Origin of the sequence: Flavobacterium azizsancarii (assembly GCF_027980145.1) — a bacterium.
Classification (GTDB): Bacteria; Bacteroidota; Bacteroidia; order Flavobacteriales; family Flavobacteriaceae; genus Flavobacterium; species Flavobacterium azizsancarii.
Genome location: NZ_JAMZNK010000030.1, coordinates 45,053 through 67,490, shown reverse-complemented (window position 1 = coordinate 67,490; position 22,438 = coordinate 45,053). Strand labels below are relative to the sequence as shown.

At 34.8% G+C, this 22,438-nt stretch carries 12 protein-coding genes; 6 read left to right on the top strand and 6 right to left on the bottom strand.

What is annotated here, in order from left to right; all coding sequences use genetic code 11:
- Window positions 1-196: 196 nt before the first annotated feature.
- From NJT12_RS16635 to porV, 5 genes are all read right to left on the bottom strand, one after another.
- On the bottom strand, window positions 197-2,044 hold the full coding sequence (locus NJT12_RS16635; RefSeq protein WP_271337055.1) for a hydrolase/aminopeptidase: 1,848 nt from the start codon (window positions 2,042-2,044) through the stop codon (window positions 197-199).
- Between the two features lie 126 nt (window positions 2,045-2,170).
- Window positions 2,171-3,832, bottom strand: a complete 1,662-nt coding sequence (locus NJT12_RS16630) for a pyruvate dehydrogenase complex dihydrolipoamide acetyltransferase (protein WP_271337054.1) — start codon at window positions 3,830-3,832, stop codon at window positions 2,171-2,173.
- Window positions 3,833-3,839: 7 nt separating this feature from the next.
- Complete coding sequence (gene pdhA / locus NJT12_RS16625) at window positions 3,840-4,838, bottom strand: pyruvate dehydrogenase (acetyl-transferring) E1 component subunit alpha (RefSeq protein ID WP_072954568.1); 999 nt, start codon at window positions 4,836-4,838, stop codon at window positions 3,840-3,842.
- A gap of 158 nt (window positions 4,839-4,996) precedes the next feature.
- Window positions 4,997-5,479, bottom strand: a complete 483-nt coding sequence (gene cdd, locus NJT12_RS16620) for a cytidine deaminase (protein WP_271337053.1) — start codon at window positions 5,477-5,479, stop codon at window positions 4,997-4,999.
- A 77-nt stretch (window positions 5,480-5,556) separates the two neighbouring features.
- Window positions 5,557-6,762, bottom strand: a complete 1,206-nt coding sequence (gene porV / locus NJT12_RS16615; RefSeq protein ID WP_271337052.1) for a type IX secretion system outer membrane channel protein PorV — start codon at window positions 6,760-6,762, stop codon at window positions 5,557-5,559.
- Between the two features lie 1,472 nt (window positions 6,763-8,234).
- Here porV and gldJ point away from each other — a divergent pair.
- Both gldJ and NJT12_RS16605 read left to right on the top strand, forming a co-directional pair.
- Window positions 8,235-9,920 (top strand): gliding motility lipoprotein GldJ, encoded by a 1,686-nt coding sequence (gene gldJ, locus NJT12_RS16610; RefSeq protein WP_271337057.1) that lies wholly within the window; start codon window positions 8,235-8,237, stop codon window positions 9,918-9,920.
- Between the two features lie 109 nt (window positions 9,921-10,029).
- On the top strand, window positions 10,030-11,316 hold the full coding sequence (locus tag NJT12_RS16605; protein ID WP_271337051.1) for a UDP-N-acetylmuramoyl-tripeptide--D-alanyl-D-alanine ligase: 1,287 nt from the start codon (window positions 10,030-10,032) through the stop codon (window positions 11,314-11,316).
- Between the two features lie 34 nt (window positions 11,317-11,350).
- Here NJT12_RS16605 and NJT12_RS16600 read toward each other — a convergent pair whose 3' ends face one another.
- Window positions 11,351-14,230 carry a helix-turn-helix and ligand-binding sensor domain-containing protein gene (locus NJT12_RS16600; protein WP_271337050.1) on the bottom strand — a complete coding sequence of 960 codons (2,880 nt, stop codon included), beginning with the start codon at window positions 14,228-14,230 and terminating at the stop codon, window positions 11,351-11,353.
- Between the two features lie 344 nt (window positions 14,231-14,574).
- Here NJT12_RS16600 and NJT12_RS16595 point away from each other — a divergent pair, with 344 nt between their 5' ends.
- The 4 genes from NJT12_RS16595 (at window position 14,575) to NJT12_RS16580 (ending at window position 22,425) form a co-directional block, all read left to right on the top strand.
- Complete coding sequence (locus NJT12_RS16595; RefSeq protein ID WP_271337049.1) at window positions 14,575-17,706, top strand: SusC/RagA family TonB-linked outer membrane protein; 3,132 nt, start codon at window positions 14,575-14,577, stop codon at window positions 17,704-17,706.
- Window positions 17,707-17,723: 17 nt separating this feature from the next.
- Complete coding sequence (locus NJT12_RS16590) at window positions 17,724-19,244, top strand: RagB/SusD family nutrient uptake outer membrane protein (RefSeq protein ID WP_271337048.1); 1,521 nt, start codon at window positions 17,724-17,726, stop codon at window positions 19,242-19,244.
- Between the two features lie 193 nt (window positions 19,245-19,437).
- Complete coding sequence (locus NJT12_RS16585; RefSeq protein ID WP_271337047.1) at window positions 19,438-20,898, top strand: glycoside hydrolase family 30 protein; 1,461 nt, start codon at window positions 19,438-19,440, stop codon at window positions 20,896-20,898.
- 66 nt (window positions 20,899-20,964) lie between these two features.
- Window positions 20,965-22,425 carry a glycoside hydrolase family 30 protein gene (locus NJT12_RS16580; RefSeq protein WP_271337046.1) on the top strand — a complete coding sequence of 487 codons (1,461 nt, stop codon included), beginning with the start codon at window positions 20,965-20,967 and terminating at the stop codon, window positions 22,423-22,425.
- Window positions 22,426-22,438: the final 13 nt, after the last annotated feature.

The window sequence follows — 22,438 nt, the reverse complement described above, 5'->3', positions numbered from 1 at the left end:
AATGAGGCTTAAAAACTGGCTGCATAATCATTGATTTTAGTACTTAAATATAAGAAAAATCAATGTGTAAAACAAAAAAAAACTGCCCGAAATTACTTTTCGGACAGCCTCATTTTTTTTTCAGTCTCAGTTTCAGTCTCAGTTTTCGGCTTGCGCTCCACTGAATGCTGAAGCTGTAAACGGAGAATGAACACAGCTATTTCAAAATGCCTTCAACAGCCTGAACAGTTGTAGCGTGATAACCAGATTTTGCTTTGTCAAAAATCTTTTTCGCCCAGGCTTTTCCTTCCGGTGTTTTTGCCATTTCTTTATAAAGCATCATAACTGATCCTGTTCTGCTCGTTGCAATTAAGAATTGTTCAATTGCAGGATATGCTGCTGCATATTTATAACGAATAGATGGAATAAACCATTGACGTTTGATGATGAAATTACCGCCTTTTGTAAAGTTAAATTCAGTATCTATTGCTTCCATCTCTTTTGGTGTAATATCTGTTGGAAGGTGATCTATAAAATACTGTTTTTCTGTAGTGGTAGTTATTTTTTGACTTAATCCTTTAACGCCTGTTTCTCTCCAGCTTTTTTGAAGTTTGTCAATAGCATCAAAATCTACTGAATTTACCGGAGTAATATTAGATGGAATTCCCGGTTTGTAAATCCAGTCTTCTGCTTTTATTTTATCTGCAAGTGCTTTGTCTCCTTTTATAAGGTTTTCATTGTAGTATTTAATGAAATCTTCTGTGGTGATGGACTGAAAAGCGTGTGCGTCGAAATAATTTTTAATGAAAACATCAAATTTTTCGCGTCCAACTGCATTTTCAATTACTCTTAAAAATGCGTAACCTTTTACATATGGAATCATGCTTATTCCGTCGTCAGGATTTCTTCCTGTCAAAGATACTTTCAGTCTTGTGTCGGGATTTGTATTTCCTAGCTCAGCGATATTGTCAACTAATTCTTTGCGAACAATAACATTTTGCATTTCAAATTCTTTTTCCCCAAAGATAGCTTCTCCAATTCTGTGTTCTACATAAGTAGTGAAGCCTTCGTTTAACCAAATGTCGTCCCATGTTGCATTGGTTACTAAGTTTCCACTCCAGCTGTGTCCTAATTCGTGTGCCAGTAAACTGGTTAAAGAACGATCTTCTGCAATAACTCCCGGAGTTAGGAAAGTTAGATTAGGGTTCTCCATTCCGCCATAAGGAAAACTTGGAGGTAGAACTAATACGTCATAACGTCCCCAACGATAAGGACCGTACAATTTTTCGGCAGCCACAACCATTTTTCCAAGTTCGGCAAATTCCCAGGCAGCTTTTTTGATTAATGATGGTTCTGCATAGACTCCGGTTCTGTTGTCTATAGATTGAAATTCGAGATCTCCTACGGCAATTGCCATTAAGTACGACGGAATTGCTTTGTCTTGTTTGAAGGTATAAACTCCGGTGTCGTTTTTCTTCTGTGGATTTACGGCACTCATTACAGCTAATAAATCTTTAGGAACGGTAACTTTTGCATTGTAAGTAAAACGGATTCCCGGCGAATCCTGGCAAGGAATCCAGGTGCGTGACCATACACTTTCTCCTTGAGAGAAAAGGAAAGGTTTCTTTTTATCTGCTGTTTGTTCTGGTGTTAACCATTGCAAGGCAATAGCCTCTTTTGTGGTGCTGTAGTAAATGTTGACCTTCGTAGTATTAGGTTCGATTGTAATATGAAGTGGTTTTCCGTGGAATTCTACATCCTTTCCTAATTCAAATTTGGTTTCTTTTTCGTCGTCGCCTAAAGTTACTTTGGTAATATTAAGTGTGTTTTCGTCGAATATAATTTCATTTCCTTTACTGATGTTGTCAATTAACCAGGAAGCTTTTCCGGAAATAGTTTGTGTATCAAAATCGACTTTTATGTCAAGATCAAGATGTTTTACAACGGCAAGTTCTGGTTTAGAATAACTGTGTTCATCTGTAACGGCAGTTGTCTTTTCTGTTTGGTCCTTTTTCTGACAGGCAATTATGGTCAGGAATAAAGTGGCAAGGATTAGTTTTTTCATTTTACGAAGTATTGAATTTGAGGATGAAAATTAAACAAAAAATCCCGTTTTGAATAAACAAAACGGGATTTTATTATAAATAACCTTCTCCCGAAGCTTCGGGATGCTCGGGTTGACATGAAAAAATTATGCCAACATTGTAACCGGGCTTTCGATATATTGTTTTAATGTTTGTAAAAATTGAGCGCCTGTTGCACCGTCAATTGTTCTGTGGTCACACGCTAATGATAACATCATTGTGTTTCCTACTACAATCTGACCGTTTTTAACTACTGGTTTCTCAACAATTGCACCTACAGAAAGAATTGCAGAGTTTGGTTGGTTGATAATTGAATTGAATTCAGTGATACCAAACATTCCAAGGTTAGATACTGTAAAAGTACTTCCTTCCATTTCTTGTGGTCCAAGTTTTTTGTTTTTAGCTCTTCCTGCAAGATCTCTTACCGAAGCTCCAATTTGAGATAAACTCATAGCATCTGTAAATTTCAATACAGGAACTACTAATCCGTCTTCAACAGCTACGGCAACACCAATATTAACATGGTGGTTGATGATGATAACATCTTCTTTCCACTGAGAGTTAATTTTTGGATGTTTTTTCAAGGCCAAAGCACAAGCTTTAATTACCATATCGTTAAAAGATACTTTTGTATCCGGAACACTATTGATTGTTGCTCTTGCGGCCATTGCATCATCCATGGTTACTTCGATCACTAAATTGTAGTGAGGAGCTGTAAACAATGATTCTGCAAGACGTTTTGCGATAATTTTTCGCATCTGAGAGTTTTTGATCTCTTCTGTGAAAACTTCTCCGGCAGGAACAAATACTTTTGGTGCAGCAGGAGCGGCGTCAGCTTTTGGTGCAGCAGCGGTTGCTGTTGCAGCTGGTGCTTGCGCAGCTGGAGAGAAGTTTTCGATATCGCTTTTTACGATACGTCCGTTTTCTCCGGAACCTTTAACCTGATTTAATTGGATTCCTTTGTCAGAAGCGATTTTCTTCGCTAATGGCGAAGCTAAAATTCTTCCTCCGTTTGAAGTTTCAGCAGCAGCTTCAGTTGCTTTTTCAGCAGCGGGAGCAGATTTTGTTTCTTCAGCAGCAGGAGCACTTGCAGTTGCAGTACCTCCGGCAGTATAATTATCAGCAATTCCTGAAATGTCAGTTCCTGCAGGCCCGATAATAGCTAGTAAACTATCAACAGGGGCGCTGTTTCCTTCTTGAATTCCTATGTATAATAATGTTCCTTCATTGAAAGACTCAAACTCCATAGTTGCTTTGTCAGTTTCAATTTCGGCTAAAATATCACCTTCTGCAACAGCGTCGCCTACTTTTTTCAACCAGGTTGCTACTGTTCCTTCTGTCATTGTATCACTCAAACGTGGCATAGTTACAACTACAACACCTTTAGGAAGTTCAGTTGCAGCTTTTGCAGCTGGAGCAGGAGTTTCTGATTTTGTTTCTGCAGCAGGAGCAGCGTCAGCTTTTGGTTCCGAAGCTTCGGAACTGGCAGCAGGAGCTTCACCACCAGCTAAAAGAGCAGAAATATCTTCTCCTTCTTTACCAATGATCGCTAATAATGAATCAACCGGAGCAGTTTGCCCTTCTTGAATTCCAATATGTAAAAGAGTTCCTTCGTTGAAAGACTCAAATTCCATTGTTGCTTTATCTGTTTCAATTTCAGCAAGGATATCACCTTCGCTAATTTTGTCGCCTACTTTTTTTAACCAAGTCGCTACCGTTCCTTCCGTCATAGTATCGCTCAAACGAGGCATTGTTACTTTTATCGCCATAATATTGTTATAGTTTATGAGGTGTAAATGGATAGTCTTCTTGTGCGTAAACTACATCATACAATTGCTGTAATTCAGGATATGGAGATTCTTCAGCGAATTTCACACATTCTTCAACCAAATCTTTAACTCTTTGGTCAATTGCTTCGATTTCCTCTTCTGTAGCATATTTTTGATCCTTAATTACATCTAAAACCTGAGTAATTGGGTCAATTTTTTTGTACTCTTCAACCTCTTCTTTAGAGCGGTATAATTGTGCATCAGACATTGAGTGTCCTCTGTAACGGTACGTTTTCATTTCAAGGAAAGTTGGTCCGTCTCCGCGACGTGCTCTGTCAATTGCTTCAGTCATAGCTTCAGCAACTTTTACAGGATTCATTCCGTCAACAGGTCCGCAAGGCATTTCATATCCTAAACCAAGTTTCCAGATATCAGTATGGTTTGCAGTTCTTTCTACAGAAGTTCCCATTGCATAACCGTTGTTTTCAACGATAAAAACAACTGGCAATTTCCATAGCATAGCCATGTTGAAAGCTTCGTGTAGTGAACCTTGTCTTGCTGCACCATCACCAAAATAGGTCATAGTAACTCCGCCAGTTTCAAAATATTTATCAGCAAAAGCTAAACCAGCTCCTACCGGAATTTGTCCACCTACGATTCCGTGTCCTCCGTAAAAACGGTGTTCTTTAGAGAAAATGTGCATAGAACCTCCCATACCTTTAGAAGTTCCTGTTGCTTTTCCTAAAAGCTCAGCCATTACTCGTCTAGGATCAACACCCATACCAATTGGCTGAACGTGATTTCTGTAAGCAGTAATCATTTTATCTTTAGTCAGGTCCATAGCGTGCAAGGCACCTGCTAGTACAGCTTCCTGACCATTATATAGGTGTAAAAAACCTCTAACTTTTTGTTGAATGTATAATGCTGCAAGTTTGTCTTCAAACTTTCTCCAAAGTAGCATGTCTTCGTACCACTTTAAATATACTTCTTTTGTAACTTCTTTCATCTGAATTCTTTCTTTTGCTAAAGTTTGTTTGTGTTATCAATTGTTGCCTATAACGCAAAATAGTTTCCTCCCACAAATTTGCGCCCGAAAGGTCGGGATGCAAAAATAAGACATTCCTATTAAGAAGTAAAATTTAAACGTCACTTTTTGGCTTTTTTTTACAAGAACTTTTTATCAAACATAAAAGGGAGCAGATTTTTTAGGGATGCTGATTTGTAAACTTCGCCAATTTCTCCCATAAAAAAGATTTCTATAGGGGTCTCTTGCCTGATTTCGTATTCTGCAATAGATTGGCGGCATGAACCGCAAGGTGGGATTGGTGCTGTAGTTTGATTGGTGTCTGAAGCTGCTGTTATGGCAATTTTTAAAATTTTGGCTTCAGGGTAAATGGCTCCTGCGTGGAAAATGGCTACACGTTCTGCGCAAAGTCCGGAAGGATAAGCTGCATTTTCCTGATTTGATCCTAAAACTATTTTTCCGTTATCTAATAATAATGCTGCCCCAACCCTAAATTGAGAATAGGGTGCGTATGCTTTTTTGCGAACTTCGACAGCCTGATTCATTAAATCCTGAATGTCTGCTGAAAGTTCTTGCAGTGTGTCGTAAACTATAAATGATGATGTAATGCTTATGTTTTTCATTTGTTTTTATGGGAAAAAAAATCCAAATTTCTAAGAAATAGAAATTTGGATTGTTATTGAATTTTTATTTTTTCTGTTTAATAAACTTCGTATTTGTCACCAAAGTTAAAGGTTAAAGAAAAACGAAGTGTGTTTTCTAACGGATTTTTTATTTTTGATGTCGAAAATAAGTAGGAAACATCGACTTTAACAACATTGTATTTAAATCCGGCTCCTAAAGAAAAGAATTGTCTTGCTCCTTTTTGTGGGCTTTCATGAAAATATCCTGCTCGTAATGCAAATGCATCCTGATACATGTATTCTGCTGCTACACTGTAGGTAATTTCTTTTAATTCTTCGCTGAAACCTCCCGGTGCATCTCCAAATGATTTAAAAATCCCTGAAACCCAACCGATGTCATTATAGTTTTTGAAGTTTGTGGCATTTGCCTTCTCCTGAGAGATGTCTCCCGGGTCATCATAATCGCCATCTCCATTTGCGTCAACAGGAGTTCCCGGTCCTGGAGGTGTTGGCACTAAAAGTTTAGTAAACTCAACACTAAGTGCTACCTTATTAGAATCATCGAAAATAAAATCGAAACCTCCGCCCAGTCTAAGATTAGCCGGTAAAAAGTTTGAGCTTAAATCATCATTGTCATAGCTTATTTTTTGACCCAGATTTTGCATGTTGAAACCTGCTCTCCATCTTCCGTTAAAATTTGAGTAAGCAATTTCTTCAGATTGATAGAACCCTGCAATGTCTACTGCAAAAGTACTGGCGGGTGAAGCATCAACATCTTCTGAGGCAATTTTTAAATTGGAACGAATGTATCTTGCGGCAACTGCCATCGAGAATGTTTCGCTTAACTTCAAAGAATATGATCCGTCTAATGCGAACTCGTTTGGTGATACTATTCTTGCGGCTTCATTAGGATCGCCTGTTGTTCTTAATTCAATATCTCCAAAACCAAAATAACGAAGACTGCCGGCAAAGGCACTTCTGTCATTTATTTTGTTGTAGTACGTGACCTGTCCAAGAGAAATGTCATTGGCTAAATCCGTTAGGTAAGGGGTATAGCTAATTGAGAAGCCCTGCTTGTCGACTGCAAAAGCATATTTTGCAGGGTTCCATTGCTGAGAGAAAGCATCTGATGATGTCGCTACACCCTGATCAGCTAAACCGGCTGCTCTGGCATCTGCTGCAACTAACAAAAATGGGACTCCAGTCGTAATAGGTCGATTTTCCTGAGCCTGTGCTTTAAAAAGAATAAAAGAACAAATTAAAAGTAGTGATATTTTTTTCATTTAGGGAACTTAACTTATTTATGATACAAATATATATATAATTATAAGATGACAAGCTTTTCGTACTTTTCTGCCTTTTTATTTCTCAAATTAGATTTGACCGTAAGTTTATAAAGATAAACTTCTTTATGATTTAGTGGGTAAAATCGCCTTTTTGTGTCTCAGATTGTTTTGCTGAATAAAAAGCTTTGTATTGTAATGATCTTGATTTTCGTCCAGACTATTTTTCTGTAATTATCATGGTCAGAGCCTGGACAACCAAAGGTTTGCAGGGATTGTGTGAAAGTCAGAATCGAAGTTTAGGTAGAAAATAGATTAAGATAATTAAGAACGGGAGCAAATGGTTTGTATTCTGTAAAGATAAAAAATGTTTTAATTGTAACTGGATTGTTGTAAATATCCTGACTTGTAAGCTAATGTTGTATGTGCCGGTAAAACTTCAGATCTTGTTTTATTCGATTCCGCTTTTTGTATTGATTCCGTTTTATCTTCAGGAAGTGCCAGTAAAATGGGGAATTTGTTTTCATTCTATCTGGTACAAAAGTTTTGTCGTTAGTATATAACTTAACTTTTGGTCTAATATTGTTCTGAGGCTTATTTTTATACGTTTCTCCTGTTTAATCAGTGTTGCGTCTTTATTCGTTTTTTTAGGAATTTAAAATGACATTGCAGGGCTATATCTAATTATTAGGTTAGAGCAGAGATTGTTTTTAATTTATTGAAGAGTAAAGTCGACGAAATTCTTGCCGTCGATCGATAAAAATAATTTTTAAAACCAAAATCGCTACATATATATATATATATAAGGTGCATTTTGTTGGTCTGATGAAATTGATAGTCGCCAGAAGTGTTTGGCTCTAAAGAGCGGTTTGCTTCCTTATTATAGGTGTCGGTAAGAGGAAAGATTGTCTTGTGTCTCCTGAAGCAGTTGTTTTTAATCTGTTATTTAGTTTTAGAAGGATGTTTTCGGGTAATAAATCATCTAACTCAGGAGCTGAAATAGGTTCTTGTAAAATGGATGTTATTTGTGCGGAACTGGCGTTTATGTAGGTTGATTCGTTCAGGTTAAACGGTAAAGTTATGTTTTTTTTAGTAGTATCGCGTCAAAAGCTACTGCTTGAAAAGTAAAAGATCATTATTTTTAAGTAACGAAAAAATAGTTCTTTTTTATTTTGTTAATCTCGTGCGAAGCTACTGTTTATCTGATGAAATTAGATAAGTGGTGCTAAGAAAAAAAGGAGGATTATGGATTGTTTCAGAGGTGAATCAGAGGGTTTTGGATTAAAAAAAAATTAGTAAGTAAAAATATAGTGTTTCATGTTATAGTAAATAATAAAAAGTATATTTTTGCGTTCGTAATTATAGGTTATTTTCTGGTAAAAAACAGTTAAATAAAATTATTAGAACAGATGTTGCTAATTAAACGTTAATTATTATATTGCAGCACCTAAATTTATCACCTAAGAATGAGTATGAAAGTAAACAAAATTGTAGTCTTGCAATTAATGATGTCAATGATATTGATGTTAGGCACGGCTAGTTGTAGCAAAAAATCGAGTTCCAGTCGTGCTTCCAGAGCTACTGGTTGGGATGTAGATAGTCAGAATGGAACTGCTGCCAGAAATGCAGGAAAAAAACAACAGGCTGGTCCTGGTTTGGTTTTTGTTGAAGGGGGTACATTTACAATGGGTAAAGTACAAGATGATGTTATGCATGATTGGAATAACACAGCGACCCAACAGCACGTTCAGTCATTTTATATGGATGAAACAGAAGTTACCAATGGTATGTACTTAGAATACCTGGAATGGTTAAAGAAAGTTTTTCCTCCAACAGAAGAAAACTATAAAAATATCTATGAAGGAGCATCTCCGGATACTTTAGTATGGAGAAATCGTTTAGGATATAATGAAACGATGACTAATAACTATTTAAGACATCCTTCATATGCTAACTATCCTGTAGTAGGTGTTAACTGGATTCAGGCTGTTGAATTTAGTAAATGGAGAACTGATCGTGTAAACGAAGCAGTTTTAGAGAAAAATGGTTATCTTAAAAAAGGTGCAAAAACACAAGATGTTACTGCAGAAAGTATTTTTAATACAGAAGCTTACCTGGCTTCACCTTCTACTACTTATGGTGGTAATGAAGAACTGGTATTAAAGAAAAACCCTAACGGAAAAAGACCAAAAGCAGGAAAAGACGGTGTGGTTCCAGAAGAAAAGAATGTTTACGCACAACGTTCTTCAGGAGTTATCTTGCCGGAATACAGACTTCCTACAGAAGCAGAATGGGAATATGCAGCAGCAGCAGATGTTGGGCAAAGAGAATACAATATAATAAAAGGACAAAAGAAATATCCTTGGTCCGGAGATTATACACGTTCATCTAAACGTAAAAACAGAGGAGATCAATTGGCTAACTTTAAACAAGGAAACGGTGATTACGGTGGAATTGCAGGTTGGTCTGATGATGGTGCAGATATTACTAATGCAGTAAAAAGCTATGCTCCTAATGATTTTGGATTATACGATATGGCTGGGAACGTAGCCGAATGGGTTGCCGATGTTTACAGACCTATTATTGATAATGAAGCAAATGATTTTAACTACTTTAGAGGAAATCAATACGCTAAAAATAAAATTGGTAAAGACGGTAAAATTGAAATTATCACTAAAGATAATATTCAATACAAAACGTTAAGTAACGGTAAAAAAGTTGCAACAAATTTACCAGGAGAAATTGCTCAGGTACCAGTTGATGAAAATGAAACTTATTTGAGGCAAAATTTTAGTACAAGTGATAATATCAACTATAGAGATGGTGACAAACAATCATCTAAATATTTTGATTTTGGAGATGCTGAAGCAGGAGCTAAAGCAGATCAGTCAATGTATAACTCTCCTAAGCATAATGTAACAACAGACAGTTTAGGTCAGATGGTAAGAAAATATGACAACACTAGTAAACGTACGACACTTATCGATGATAACGTAAGAGTTTACAAAGGTGGTTCTTGGAGAGACAGAGCATATTGGTTAGATCCGGCTCAAAGAAGATATTTCCCTCAGGATATGGCAACAGACTACATCGGATTTAGATGTGCGATGTCTAGAGTAGGTGCTAAAACTGAAAAAAGAAGATCACCTAGAAACTAAATTTCAGAAAACCAAAAAAAAAATTCCAAATTCCATACTGAAAACATTCAGATTTTGGAATTTGGAATTTTTTTATGGTTAATTTTATAAAATGTAAATATTTTTTTAAATGAATATTCAGGACATTCATAACTTATTTTTGAAGTGCAAATCAGTTTCAATTGATACAAGAAAAATTGAAAAGGATTCTATGTTTTTTGCTATTAAAGGCGAAAATTTCGATGCCAATACCTTTGCTGTTTCTGCGCTGGAATTAGGGGCTTCATTTGTTATTATTGATAATGCGTCTTATGCTATTGATGAAAGAACCATTCTTGTTGAAAATAGTTTGGAAACGTTGCAGGCATTAGCAAAATTTCATCGTTCCTATTTAAAATTACCTATAATAGCTTTGACAGGAAGTAACGGAAAAACAACAACCAAAGAACTTATTAATGTTGTTTTGGCCAAAAAATACAATACTAAGGCTACCATAGGAAATCTAAACAATCATATTGGCGTGCCGTTGACTTTGTTGTCTTTTACGGAGGAAACGGAAATTGGAATTGTTGAAATGGGGGCCAATCATAAAAAAGAAATTGAATTTTTATGCGAAATTGCCCAGCCTGATTATGGCTATATCACCAATTTTGGTAAAGCGCATTTAGAAGGTTTTGGCGGTGTTGAAGGTGTAATTGAAGGGAAAAGCGAGATGTACCGATTTCTGGTAAACAATGATAAAATAGCCTTTGTAAACCTTGAAGATCCCATTCAGATGGAGAAATCTGCGGGTATTAAACTATTTACTTTCGGAGTAAATAATAATGAAGCCAATACAAATATCAGAAAAATTCAGGCAAATCCTTTTGTAGTTATAGAATATGATAATTTTAGTATAGAATCGCATTTAATTGGTCTTTACAATGCTAATAATATCAATGCAGCAGTTGCAATAGGACATTATTTTAAAGTTGATGAAAATGACATTAAACATGCGATCGAAAACTATATACCGGAGAATAACAGGTCGCAATTGTTAAGAATTGAATCGAATCAAATTATTTTAGACGCCTATAATGCAAATCCAAGCAGTATGGCCGTGGCAATAACTAATTTTTTGCAATTAGAAAATCAGAATAAAATCATGATTTTGGGCGACATGTTTGAATTGGGAAATGAAAGTCATCAGGAGCATAAAATACTTGTTGATTCTTTAGCTGCTCAGGATAATTCTATTTGTTATCTGATCGGGAAATCATTTTATGAAAATAGAATTTCTAAAAAGAATCTCCAGTTTTTTGAAACGTTTGATTCTTTTACAGAATATTTAGAAACAATTCACTTTAATGAAAATACAATTCTAATAAAAGGTTCCAGAGGAATGGCCCTGGAAAGAATATTGCAATACATAAAATAACAAAAAGCCATTCGTTAGCGAATGGCTTTTTAATTTAAATACTCATCAGGAAACCAATAAGGTTTTCTTTTTTGTTTAAGCCTAGTTTTTTCCTTAATCGATAACGCGCCAGTTCAACACCTCCGGTTGAAATATTCATAATTTCGGCTATTTCTTTTGTAGACATATTCATTAATAAGTAAGTGGATAAATCGAGTTCTCGTGGCGAAATTGTAGGGTACTTTTCTTTTAATCGTTTTAAGAATTCAAAATGTACGTTTTTGATGTGTTTCTCCAGATCTTTCCAGCTCTTATCTGTGTTGACTTCCTTTACAATACTTTTATGTAATTTGTTGAATTCGAATTTGGTAGAATCATCTAAAATATTCGTATCAATATCTTTCAATTTGTAAATGATACCGTTTAGAATTTTGTTTTTCTTTACGACTTGCAAAGAGTTGTTTACCAATTCTTTGTCTTTTGCCAGAATTTTTATCTGCAGTTTATCATTCTTTAGTTTTTCAATCTCCTTTTCAAGTTCATGTTGTTCATGGCGTATTTTCGATTCTTTTTCAAGATATAATCTTCTTTGTTCAATCGTTTCGTAATACCTGTTTTTTCTGATTTTGAGCTTAATTCTATTCGAAATGATATATATCGCTGTAATAAGTAAAATGAAGTAAACAAGGTACGCTAAAAAATGCCTGTACCACGGAGGTGAAACTGTAAAGGTGATTTCTGAAATATTAGATTCGACACCATAACTATTTTTGGCTTTGAGTTTCATTGCATAAGTACCTTCCCTTAAGTTGGTGTATTCTTTTATTGATAGCGTCGACCAGGCACGCCAATTTTCTTCAAAAGGTTCCAGTTTATAGGAGTACGTCACGTTTTCCTGATTTTCATATGTAGGTGATGAAAAAGTAAACTTAACATGGTTCGAGCTGTAAGGAACCGTGTATATCTGATGATTTTCAGGTATGTTACCTGTTAAGATGGTATCTCCCGGAAAAGTAAAACTTTCTATAAATACTTTAGGTTTTGTTATAAATGAGTTCGGAAATTTAGAGTCGTAATGTGTTAATCCGTCCGTTTGTCCTATAAAAATATTTTCAGGATCTATCGTGTTTACAGAAATATAGTTATTGACCAGATTACCGGATAAATTTGAAAACGGCGCCTGTTTTTTGGTAAAGGTTCCGTTTTGATTTTTCGTTAAAACACCTAAAGATTCGTTGTGGGCATACCATAAATTTCCCTGAGAATCTTCGATCAGAGTTGTTATGGCTGGTATTCCATTAAAAAGAGCTGTTATTTTTTTGTCTTCAAAAAATGTTCCCTGCTCTCTGGAGAACCTGAAAAAATGGTTTTTTGTTTGAAAATAAACTATATTATTGATGTTCTGCAAGCTTCCGATTCCGGTATAGGCTCCTGAAATGTTTTTATGCTTTTTTATATAATCAAACTTTTTTAAATCTCCGGATAATTTCATTTGGTATAAAAAAGGGTCTTTCTTAAGCCATAAATAGTCTTGGTCCAGTTCGATCGAAAAAGTATTTGTTGTTTCATCAAACCCTGCAACCTGATGTGAATATTCGAATCCGTCTGCTGATTTTTTAAAAATACTAAAACCATTATAGCTTTCTCCTATAATATAGCCTTCGTGATTAGGTATTGTCTTAAATCCAAAATATCCTCTTGAATCCAGTTTTTTAGATACCTTATTATGATCAATAACTAACGCCCCGCTGTTGCTGGCACAAATAAGTACGTTGTTTATTACCTGAATATTCCATGCTTGCGAAATCGTTCCTTCGACTCTGGTAAACGGACTGTCTTTAAATGGTGTATTCCAGGAATGATAAAATAATCCCTGATTTGTTGCTACATACAAATTTCCATTAAAAACTGTCGATGCATATACAGTACCTATATTATAACTATAGTCAAAATAAGAAAAAGGAGAATTCTCATTAACAAAGGTAATTCCGTTGTCAAGCCCCAACCAGATGTTGTCCTTATTATCAATAAAAGAGGTAAGTATAGTATTGTTCTGAAGGCCTTTTTGACGATTTAAATGTTGAATTATTTTACCATTGAGATCACAGACTATAACGCCGTCTAAAACAGAATTAAGCACAATAAATTTACCTTTTATCATAGAGCCGCCAAGGGATGTGTTTTTCTTAATAAAAGCATTTGCTTCAGTTTCCCATGGTTTTACAGTAGTATTGTCAGATATAAAAAGACCTTTCTCTAAGGTTGCTAAAAGCATTTTGTTGTTAGGAAGCGGGAATACGGACCAAATTTCTTTATCATTAAAAAATGTTGTTCCCTGTATTTGTTTGAGTTTTTTGTTTTTATATTCCAGAATTCCCAATGATTTATCCTGAAAATAAAGGCGGTTATTTACTAAAAAAGAAAACTGAAATTTTGAAGGCGCATTTATAAATCGCAGCTTATTATTTTTGAGGAAAAATACTTTTGTAAAAGATTGAAAAATCACTTCTCCATTAAAAAGATGAATTCTCCATATTAAGTTTATATTTTGTTTGTCCTTCTTATCTATCATATCGGATAAGGAATGGTACTTTAAAATTCCTTTTGTATCATTTTGAAAATAACCAAATTCATTATTTCCTCCCACAAAGATTTTACCTGACGAATCTATTTTTAAACTCCTTATTTCATTTTGGGATGGAAGAGAATATTTGTGCCAGCTTGTGCCATCAAATTGTATAAGTCCATTATTGTTGGCAAAGTACATATTGCCATTTTTATCCTGATCAATGCTCCAATTTTGGGTTCCGCCTCGATAATCAGACCTTTTATAGTTTTTGATACTTGGTATTCCTATGCCTTTAACCTGGGCACAAACAGGTGTATGTAAGAAAATGTATATAAATGGTATTAAAATTGAATTTATGAATTTCATAAAATTTGGAATGTATTTTTATTAGAAATGTTTTATAAAGGGTTTTAATTTTTAATTAATTATTTGCAATGTTGTGTTTTCATGCAATTATTTTGAATAAATGATCAATTTGGTATTATTTTATAAATGTAGTGTTTATTTTTTTACTTAACATTTTTATAACAATATATTATTTTGTATAAACTATTGATAATTAGAGGTATTAAAAATAATTTGATGTGTTTTTGTAGAGTATTAAATTACGCTTTGATGTGTTTTTGTAATGAATTTTTATTGTTGATAGTAAAAATTTAACTTTATTATTGCATCAAATTACTAATTAATTAACCAAAATTTTTAGAAAAATGAAATTAACAAAATTACTTATTTTTTGTGTTTCGTCTCTACTGTTTTCAGTTATCGCAATGGCTCAAGATGTTACGGTAACCGGGACAATTAATGATGAAAGTGGAATGCCCGTCCCTGGGGCTACAATTTTAATTAAAGGCACGAGCAAAGCGACAGCTTCTGACTTTGATGGTAAATTTCAGATTACTGCTCCTTCTAATGGAACTTTAAGCATCAGCTTTGTTGGATACGTTACTGTACAAGAAGCAATAAGCGGAAGAACAAAACTTGAAATCAAATTGAGACCTGAATCTCAAAGTTTAAATGAGGTTGTAGTGGTAGGATACGGTACTCAAAAAAGAAGTGTAGTAACAGGTGCTATTTCCAGCGTTAAAGCAAAGGATTTAGAAAACCTTCCTATTACAAGAGTAGAGCAAGCTTTACAAGGTAGAGTTTCAGGGGTATCTATTGCTTCAAATGCAGGACAACCGGGATCTGCTTCTACAATACGTGTTCGTGGTTTTACTACCTTGAATAATAATGATCCTTTATGGGTTGTTGATGGTGTAGTAGTAGACAATGGAGGTATAGGTTATTTGAACCAGTCTGATATTGAGTCTATCGAGGTATTAAAAGATGGTGCTTCGGGTGCTATTTACGGTTCTCGTGCTGCGGCTGGGGTAATCCTTGTTACTACCAAAAAAGGAAAAGCAGGAAAGATCAATGTAAATTATAATGGTTTTTCAGGAACTTCGGCTCCAGCAAAAAAATTAGATTTACTTAATGGCTCTCAGTATGCAATGATTATGAACGAGTCTGCTGTAAATGCTGGACAAGCTCCAAAATATACTCCTGCTCAGGTTGCAGGATTTGGAAAAGGAACAGATTGGCAAGATGTTATTTTTGATAAACATGCTCAACGTACTTCTCAGGAATTAAGTCTTAGTGGAGGTAATGATGTATCTACTTTTTATATGTCTTTTGGTTTAATCGACCAGGAAGGTATCGTTACACCGGAAATTTCTAATTACAACAGAAAAAATATCCGATTAAACTCTACTCATAAAATTGGAAATTATATTAAAGTTGGACAAACTTTAGGTTATTCTCACGAAAAAACTATTGGTATTGGTAATACAAATAATGAATTTGGCGGGCCATTAGCTTCAGCAATCAACTTAGATCCATTAACTCCGGTTATTGAGACTAATCCTGATGTTTACAAAACATTTCCTGCAAATGCTCTTAAAGATGCAAATGGTAATTATTATGGTATTTCTACTAATGTTATTCAGGAGAATACAAACCCTCTTGCTTATGCACAAACAAGATTAGGTAATAATGATTTTGCTGATAATTTTGTTGGAAACATTTATGTTGAAGCAGAAGTATTAAAAGGATTAAAATTTAAATCAGTGGCTGGTGGAAAATTAGCTTTTTACGGATCTGACAATTTTACTCCGGTATCTTACTTGAATAATGCTACAGTAAAAAATACTAATGAGCTTTTCAGATCTTACAAAAGATCATTTAGCTGGAACTGGGAAAACACATTAAACTATGATAAAAAAATTGGAGAACACCATTTCAATGTTTTATTAGGAGTTGGTACTTATGTAGACAATATTACTTCTGGTAACGATATTACTTACAGAGGCGTTCCTGCTACAAATCATAAAGATGCATCTTTTAATGTTGATATTCCAATTAAAGACAAAATTGCAAATGCTTATAATAGCCAAGCTGTAGAACACAGAGTACAATCAGTGTTTTCAAGAGTAAACTATGATTACAAAGAAAAATATATTGTTTCAGGTATTATTCGCCGTGATGGTTCTACAAGATTTGGACCAACGCATAAATACGGAACTTTCCCTTCTGCTTCGTTAGGTTGGGTACCATCAAAAGAAGAATTCTGGAAAGATAACAATGTTGTAAACACATTGAAAATTAGAGGAGGTTATGGTGTAACTGGTAATGACTCTTCACCAGATTTCTTATACTTGTCTACTATCGGAATCCAAAGAAATTATACTGTTGGTGCTGATGGATTGCCAATTCCTGGACAAAGTCCAAATGCAATTCCTAATCCTGACTTAAAATGGGAAGAAACAAAACAAGCAAATATTGGTTTTGAAACTACTTTATTTCATGACTTTAATTTAAGCGTGGATTTTTTCAACAAAAAAACATCTGGTATTATTATGAAAGTGCCAATTCCTGGATTTGTAGGAGTTACAGGAGATACTTATGCAAACTTAGCTGATATGCAAAACAAAGGTTTTGATATTGAACTGGGATACCGTAAAAAAATTGGAGCATTGAACCTTTCTGTAAATGGTAACTTCTCTTATATCCAAAACGAAGTGACATACATCGACAAAGGAGTTGACTTTGTAGTAGGTACTGAAAAAGTTCAATCTACAACTTATGAAATCAACAGAACTCAGGTAGGTCATGCTTACAACTCATTCTACGGATTTAAAACAGCTGGTATCTTTCAGAATCAGGCAGAAATTGATTCTTACAAAAGTTCGACAGGCGCGATAATTCAGCCAAATGCTAAACCAGGAGATTTCCGTTGGGAAGACCTTAATGGTGATGGTAAAATTACAGCAGATGACAGAACGTTCTTAGGAAGTTCATTACCTAAATTTACTTACGGTTTAACATTGAACTTAGATTACCGTGGATTTGACTTATTAGTTTTTGGTCAGGGAGCAGGTGGAAATAAAATTTATCAGGGATTAAGAAGGTTAGATGTTTTGAATGCTAACTATCAAACAGAAGTTTTAGGACGTTGGACAGGAGAAGGAACTTCAAATACATATCCTAGAGTTACTAATGCTGATACAAATAATAACTTTAACAACCCGTCAACTTTTCATTTACAAAATGGTGATTTCTTTAGATTCAAAACAATTCAGTTTGGATATTCATTCCCAAAAGAATGGATAGAAAGTATTTCATTACAAAAAGTTAGACTTTATGTAACAGGTGAAAACTTGTTTACAATTACAAAATATACTGGTTTTGATCCTGAAATTGGAGGAGCGACTACTGCAGGTGTAAACAATGTGCAAGGTGTAGATAGAGGTTTCTATCCTCAGGCTAAGACATACATGTTGGGAGTTAATTTACAATTTTAATTAAAAAATAAAATATTATGAAACTTATAAGTTTTAAACATTCATTTATAGCATTGGCGACAGTGTTGTCACTTGCATCGTGTGATAACGATGAAAAGCTGGAAGTAAAAGGAGATGGAGTTGTTCTGGAAAAAGATTTTTATAAAACTGAAAAAGATGCTTACTCCGGATTAATAGCTGCTTATGATAAATTAGGAAAATATGCCGGAGCGATGGAAAATGCACCATTGTTATTACTTAATTCTGCATCTGATGATTTTTATGCAGGAGGTGGTAATAATGCAGATCAGCCAGGACTTCAGGTTATGAATAATTATACAGTAAGTCCTACTAACATTCCGCCGGCAGTATGGTCAAATTATTTTCAGGGAGTTGCAAGATGTAACATCATGGTCGTAAAATTACCGGAAATTGATATGGATGCTGCTAAAAAAGCACGTTTCATGGCAGAGGTTAAAGCATTACGCGCTTATTACTATTTTGATTTAGTGAGACTTTTTGGACATGTTCCGTTAAAATTAACGCCATATACAAGAGAAGAAATTTCAGTAACAGTACAAGCAACTCCAGCAATGGTTTATGCACAAATCGAAAAAGATTTGACAGAAGCAATTGCAGATTTACCAATTACTTTAGCTCCTGATGAGTTAGGTCGTTTTTCAAAAGGTGCTGCAACGGCACTTTTAGGAAAGGTATATTTATATGATAACAAAAAAACAGAAGCTGCTGCAGAATTAGCTAAAGTGAATGGTACACCAGGATCAACAAGCAGCTACGGATATAAATTGTTGGATAAGTTTTCGGATTTATGGAATCACAAAAATGAGTTCAATACAGAATCAATTTTCGAAATTAGTTATTCAAGTGAAGGAAACACAAAATGGGATAATTTTGAAAGAGGTGATGACGAAGGGAACCTTGTAAGCCAGTTAAGCGGAATGCGTAACTTTAAAAGAACACCAGCAGGTATAGCAGCAGGAATTCCTGATTATATCAACGGATGGGGATTTATGGTTATTACAAGTGATTTGGGGAATACTTTAAAAACAGATCCTCGTTTTGCATCTACAATTTTTGATGCAGCGGCGCAACAAGCAGCAGGTAACATGACATATGATCCAAGTTACCAGGAAACAGGATACCATTTTATCAAATACTCACCGGTTAATAGTGATATAGGAACTTCTGAGGGAGCATTGAACTTTGGAATTAATACTTACATCATTCGTTTAGCTGATACATATTTAATGGAAGCAGAAGCTTTAGGAGGAACAGGAGCAAGAGCTCAGGCACTTTTAGATGCTGTTAGAAACAGAGTTGGTTTGCCATCTGTACCAGTTTCAATTCCGGCTATTCTGGCTGAAAGAAGATTAGAACTTGCAGGAGAAGGACACCGTTGGTATGACTTAGTAAGAACTGGAGAAGCAGCATCTAAGCTTGCTTTTAAAGGATTTACTGCTAATAAAAATGAACTTTGGCCAATACCTTACAGTGAATTCAATAACACTAAAATGGTTCAAAATCCAGGTTACAATTAATCTATAAGAATAAAAAATAGTTTTTGTTTTTTAAGGCTGGGATTACAGTCCCGGTCTTTCTAAAAACAGAAATACAAAAGGAAGTTTAAGTTAAGTTAAGTTTGGTTGCCAAATAGCCCATGTTCACCAGGATATTGGGCTATTTTTTAAATCAATTATTTGCAAAAAAGTTTTAATTATTAAAACAGATACAATGAAAAAAAACGGCTTTATTATTACTTGTTTGTGTTTTTCTCTAGCTGTTTTTGCACAGCAGAAAAATCAGAAGCAACAACAAGCATTTACTACAACCAATAAAAAGATCACAGTGTATACCACTGCTGATAATACAAAATTAAGGTTAACCCCTACAGATAATTTATCTTTTACAGCATCAAAACAACCAGTAGAAACTGAGGTTTCTGTTTTTGTTGAGCCATCAAAAAGATTCCAGACTTTTATGGGAATTGGAGGAGCTGTTACTGACGCAAGTGCCGAAATTTTTGCTAAACTATCAAAAGAAAAACAAACAGAATTTTTAAATGCTTATTACGATACTCAAAAAGGAATTGGCTACTCATTACTAAGAACCACGATTCAAAGTTCAGATTTTAGTAGTGCGAGTTATTCTTATATTGAAGAAGGCGATAAGGATTTAAAAACTTTCTCGATTGAACATGATAGGCAATATCGCATTCCGTTAATAAAGCAAGCCATCAAAACTGCCGGAGGAAAATTAGTTACTTATGCAACTCCATGGTCACCAAATGCTTTTATGAAAAGCAATAAAAATGTACTAAAGGGCGGTACACTGCTTCCTGAGTTTTATCAGCCTTGGGCAAATATGTATGTCAAATTTATTAAGGCATATGAAAAAGAAGGAATTCCAATGTGGGGAACTTCAGTACAAAATGAACCAATGGCAACGCAAACCTGGGAATCTTGTTTGTATACAGCAGAAGAGGAAAGAGATTTTCTTAAAAATTATTTAGGACCAACTCTTAAAAAAGAAGGTTTAGAAAGAATAAAAATTATTGCCTGGGATCACAATCGTGATTTAATGGTACAAAGAGCAAATGTTATATTCTCAGATCCGGAGGCTTCAAAATATGTTTGGGGAATTGGATTTCACTGGTATGAAACCTGGACAGGCGCGCAGCCATTGTTTGAAAATGTAGCAAGAGTTCACGAAGCATATCCGGATAAAAAACTAATGTTTACAGAAGGATGTGTAGAGAAATTTGATGCTGCCAGATATCAATTTTGGCCAAATGCCGAAAGATACGGAACTTCGATGATCAATGATTTTAATAACGGAACCGTTGGCTGGACAGATTGGAACATCCTTTTAGACCAATACGGAGGTCCTAATCACGTTGGTAATTTCTGTTTTGCCCCAATACACGCAGACACCACAACGGGAGAATTAATCTATACACCGTCTTATTATTATATCGGACATTTTTCAAAATTCATACGTCCAAATGCTGTTCGTGTAAGTACTGCAGTAAGCAGAAGCTATTTGCAAAGTACTTCATTTTTGAATACAGATGGTACAATGTCAACAGTTGTCATGAATCATACAGACAATGAAATAACTTATAATTTAATAATTGCTACTCAAAAAACAGTAGTGAAAATACCGGCACACGCCATACAAACTTTAGTTTATTAATATTTTGTTTAGTAGTTAAGGGCTATTTATTTAGCCCTTATTTTTTTTAATAGTATCTAAAACACAATGAAATCAACCCATAAAAACTTAATAATTCCAATATTAATTCTGCAATTAAGTTGTTTTTCATCAGCTATAGCCCAATCCGGTGTTGGAAAATCCAAATCGAATTCAAAAATTAACGTTTATACTACTGCTGAAAACACCAATTTAAGATTATCATTATCAAATGATTTAATCTCAACTTCACAACAAACAAACTCAACAGTTTCTATTATTGTAGATCCGGCAAAAACGTACCAGACTTTTTTGGGAATTGGCGGAGCAATTACAGACGCAAGTGCCGAAGTTTTTGCCAAATTATCTCCAAAAAATCAACAAAAATTTCTAACCGCATACTATGATAAAAAGAAAGGTATTGGCTATTCTTTAGCCAGAACCAATATTCACAGTTGCGATTTTAGCAGCGAAAGTTATACCTATGTTCAGGAAGGAGACAAAGAGCTGAAAACCTTCAATATTGATCATGATAGAAAATATAGAATTCCATTAATCAAAAAAGCAATTGAAACAGCCGGCGGAAAATTAACCTTATTTGTTAGTCCATGGAGTCCCCCAGCTTTCATGAAAGACAATAATGATATTTTGCACGGCGGCGTTTTATTGCCTGAATTTGCTCAGTCGTGGGCAAACTATTATGCTAAATTTATAAAAGCATATGAAAAAGAAGGAATTCCAATTTGGGGATTAACCATTCAAAATGAGCCAATGGCGACTCAAAGATGGGAATCCTGTATTTATACACCCGAAGCAGAAAGAGATTTTTTGAAAAACTTTTTGGGACCAACTTTAGAAAAAGAAAATCTGGGAGCTAAAAAAATAATTATCTGGGATCATAATCGCGGAGACATGTTAGTAACAAGAGCGAATCTTGTTTTCTCAGATCCTGAAGTTTCAAAATATGCCTGGGGAATTGGATTTCACTGGTATGAAACCTGGAATGGCGGAACACCAAAATTCGAATCAGTAGCAGAAGTACACAAAGCTTTTCCTGACAAAAATTTAATCTTTACTGAAGGCTGTATCGAAAAATTTGATGCCACCAAGTTTCAGTTTTGGGGAAATGCAGAACGTTACGGACTTAATATGATCAATGATTTCAACAATGGAACTGTCGCGTGGACAGATTGGAATATCCTGCTAGATCAAAACGGAGGACCAAATCATGTGGGGAATTTTTGTTTTGCCCCAATTCACGGAGACACTGAAAAAGATGAATTGATATTTACGCCAATGTATTATTATATAGGTCACTTATCTAAATTTATCAGACCAAATGCAAAACGAATCGAAGCAACCCTTAGCGATAAAAACCTGCTAAGTACATCGTTTAAAAATACAGACGGAAAAATTGCTACAATTATAATGAATTCATCAGATAAAGAAGTGGTTTACAGCATAACAAGCGGAACTGCAAAAACAACTATCAGAATACCGGCGCATGCTATGCAAACTCTGGAATATTAGAGTTAAGATTAAT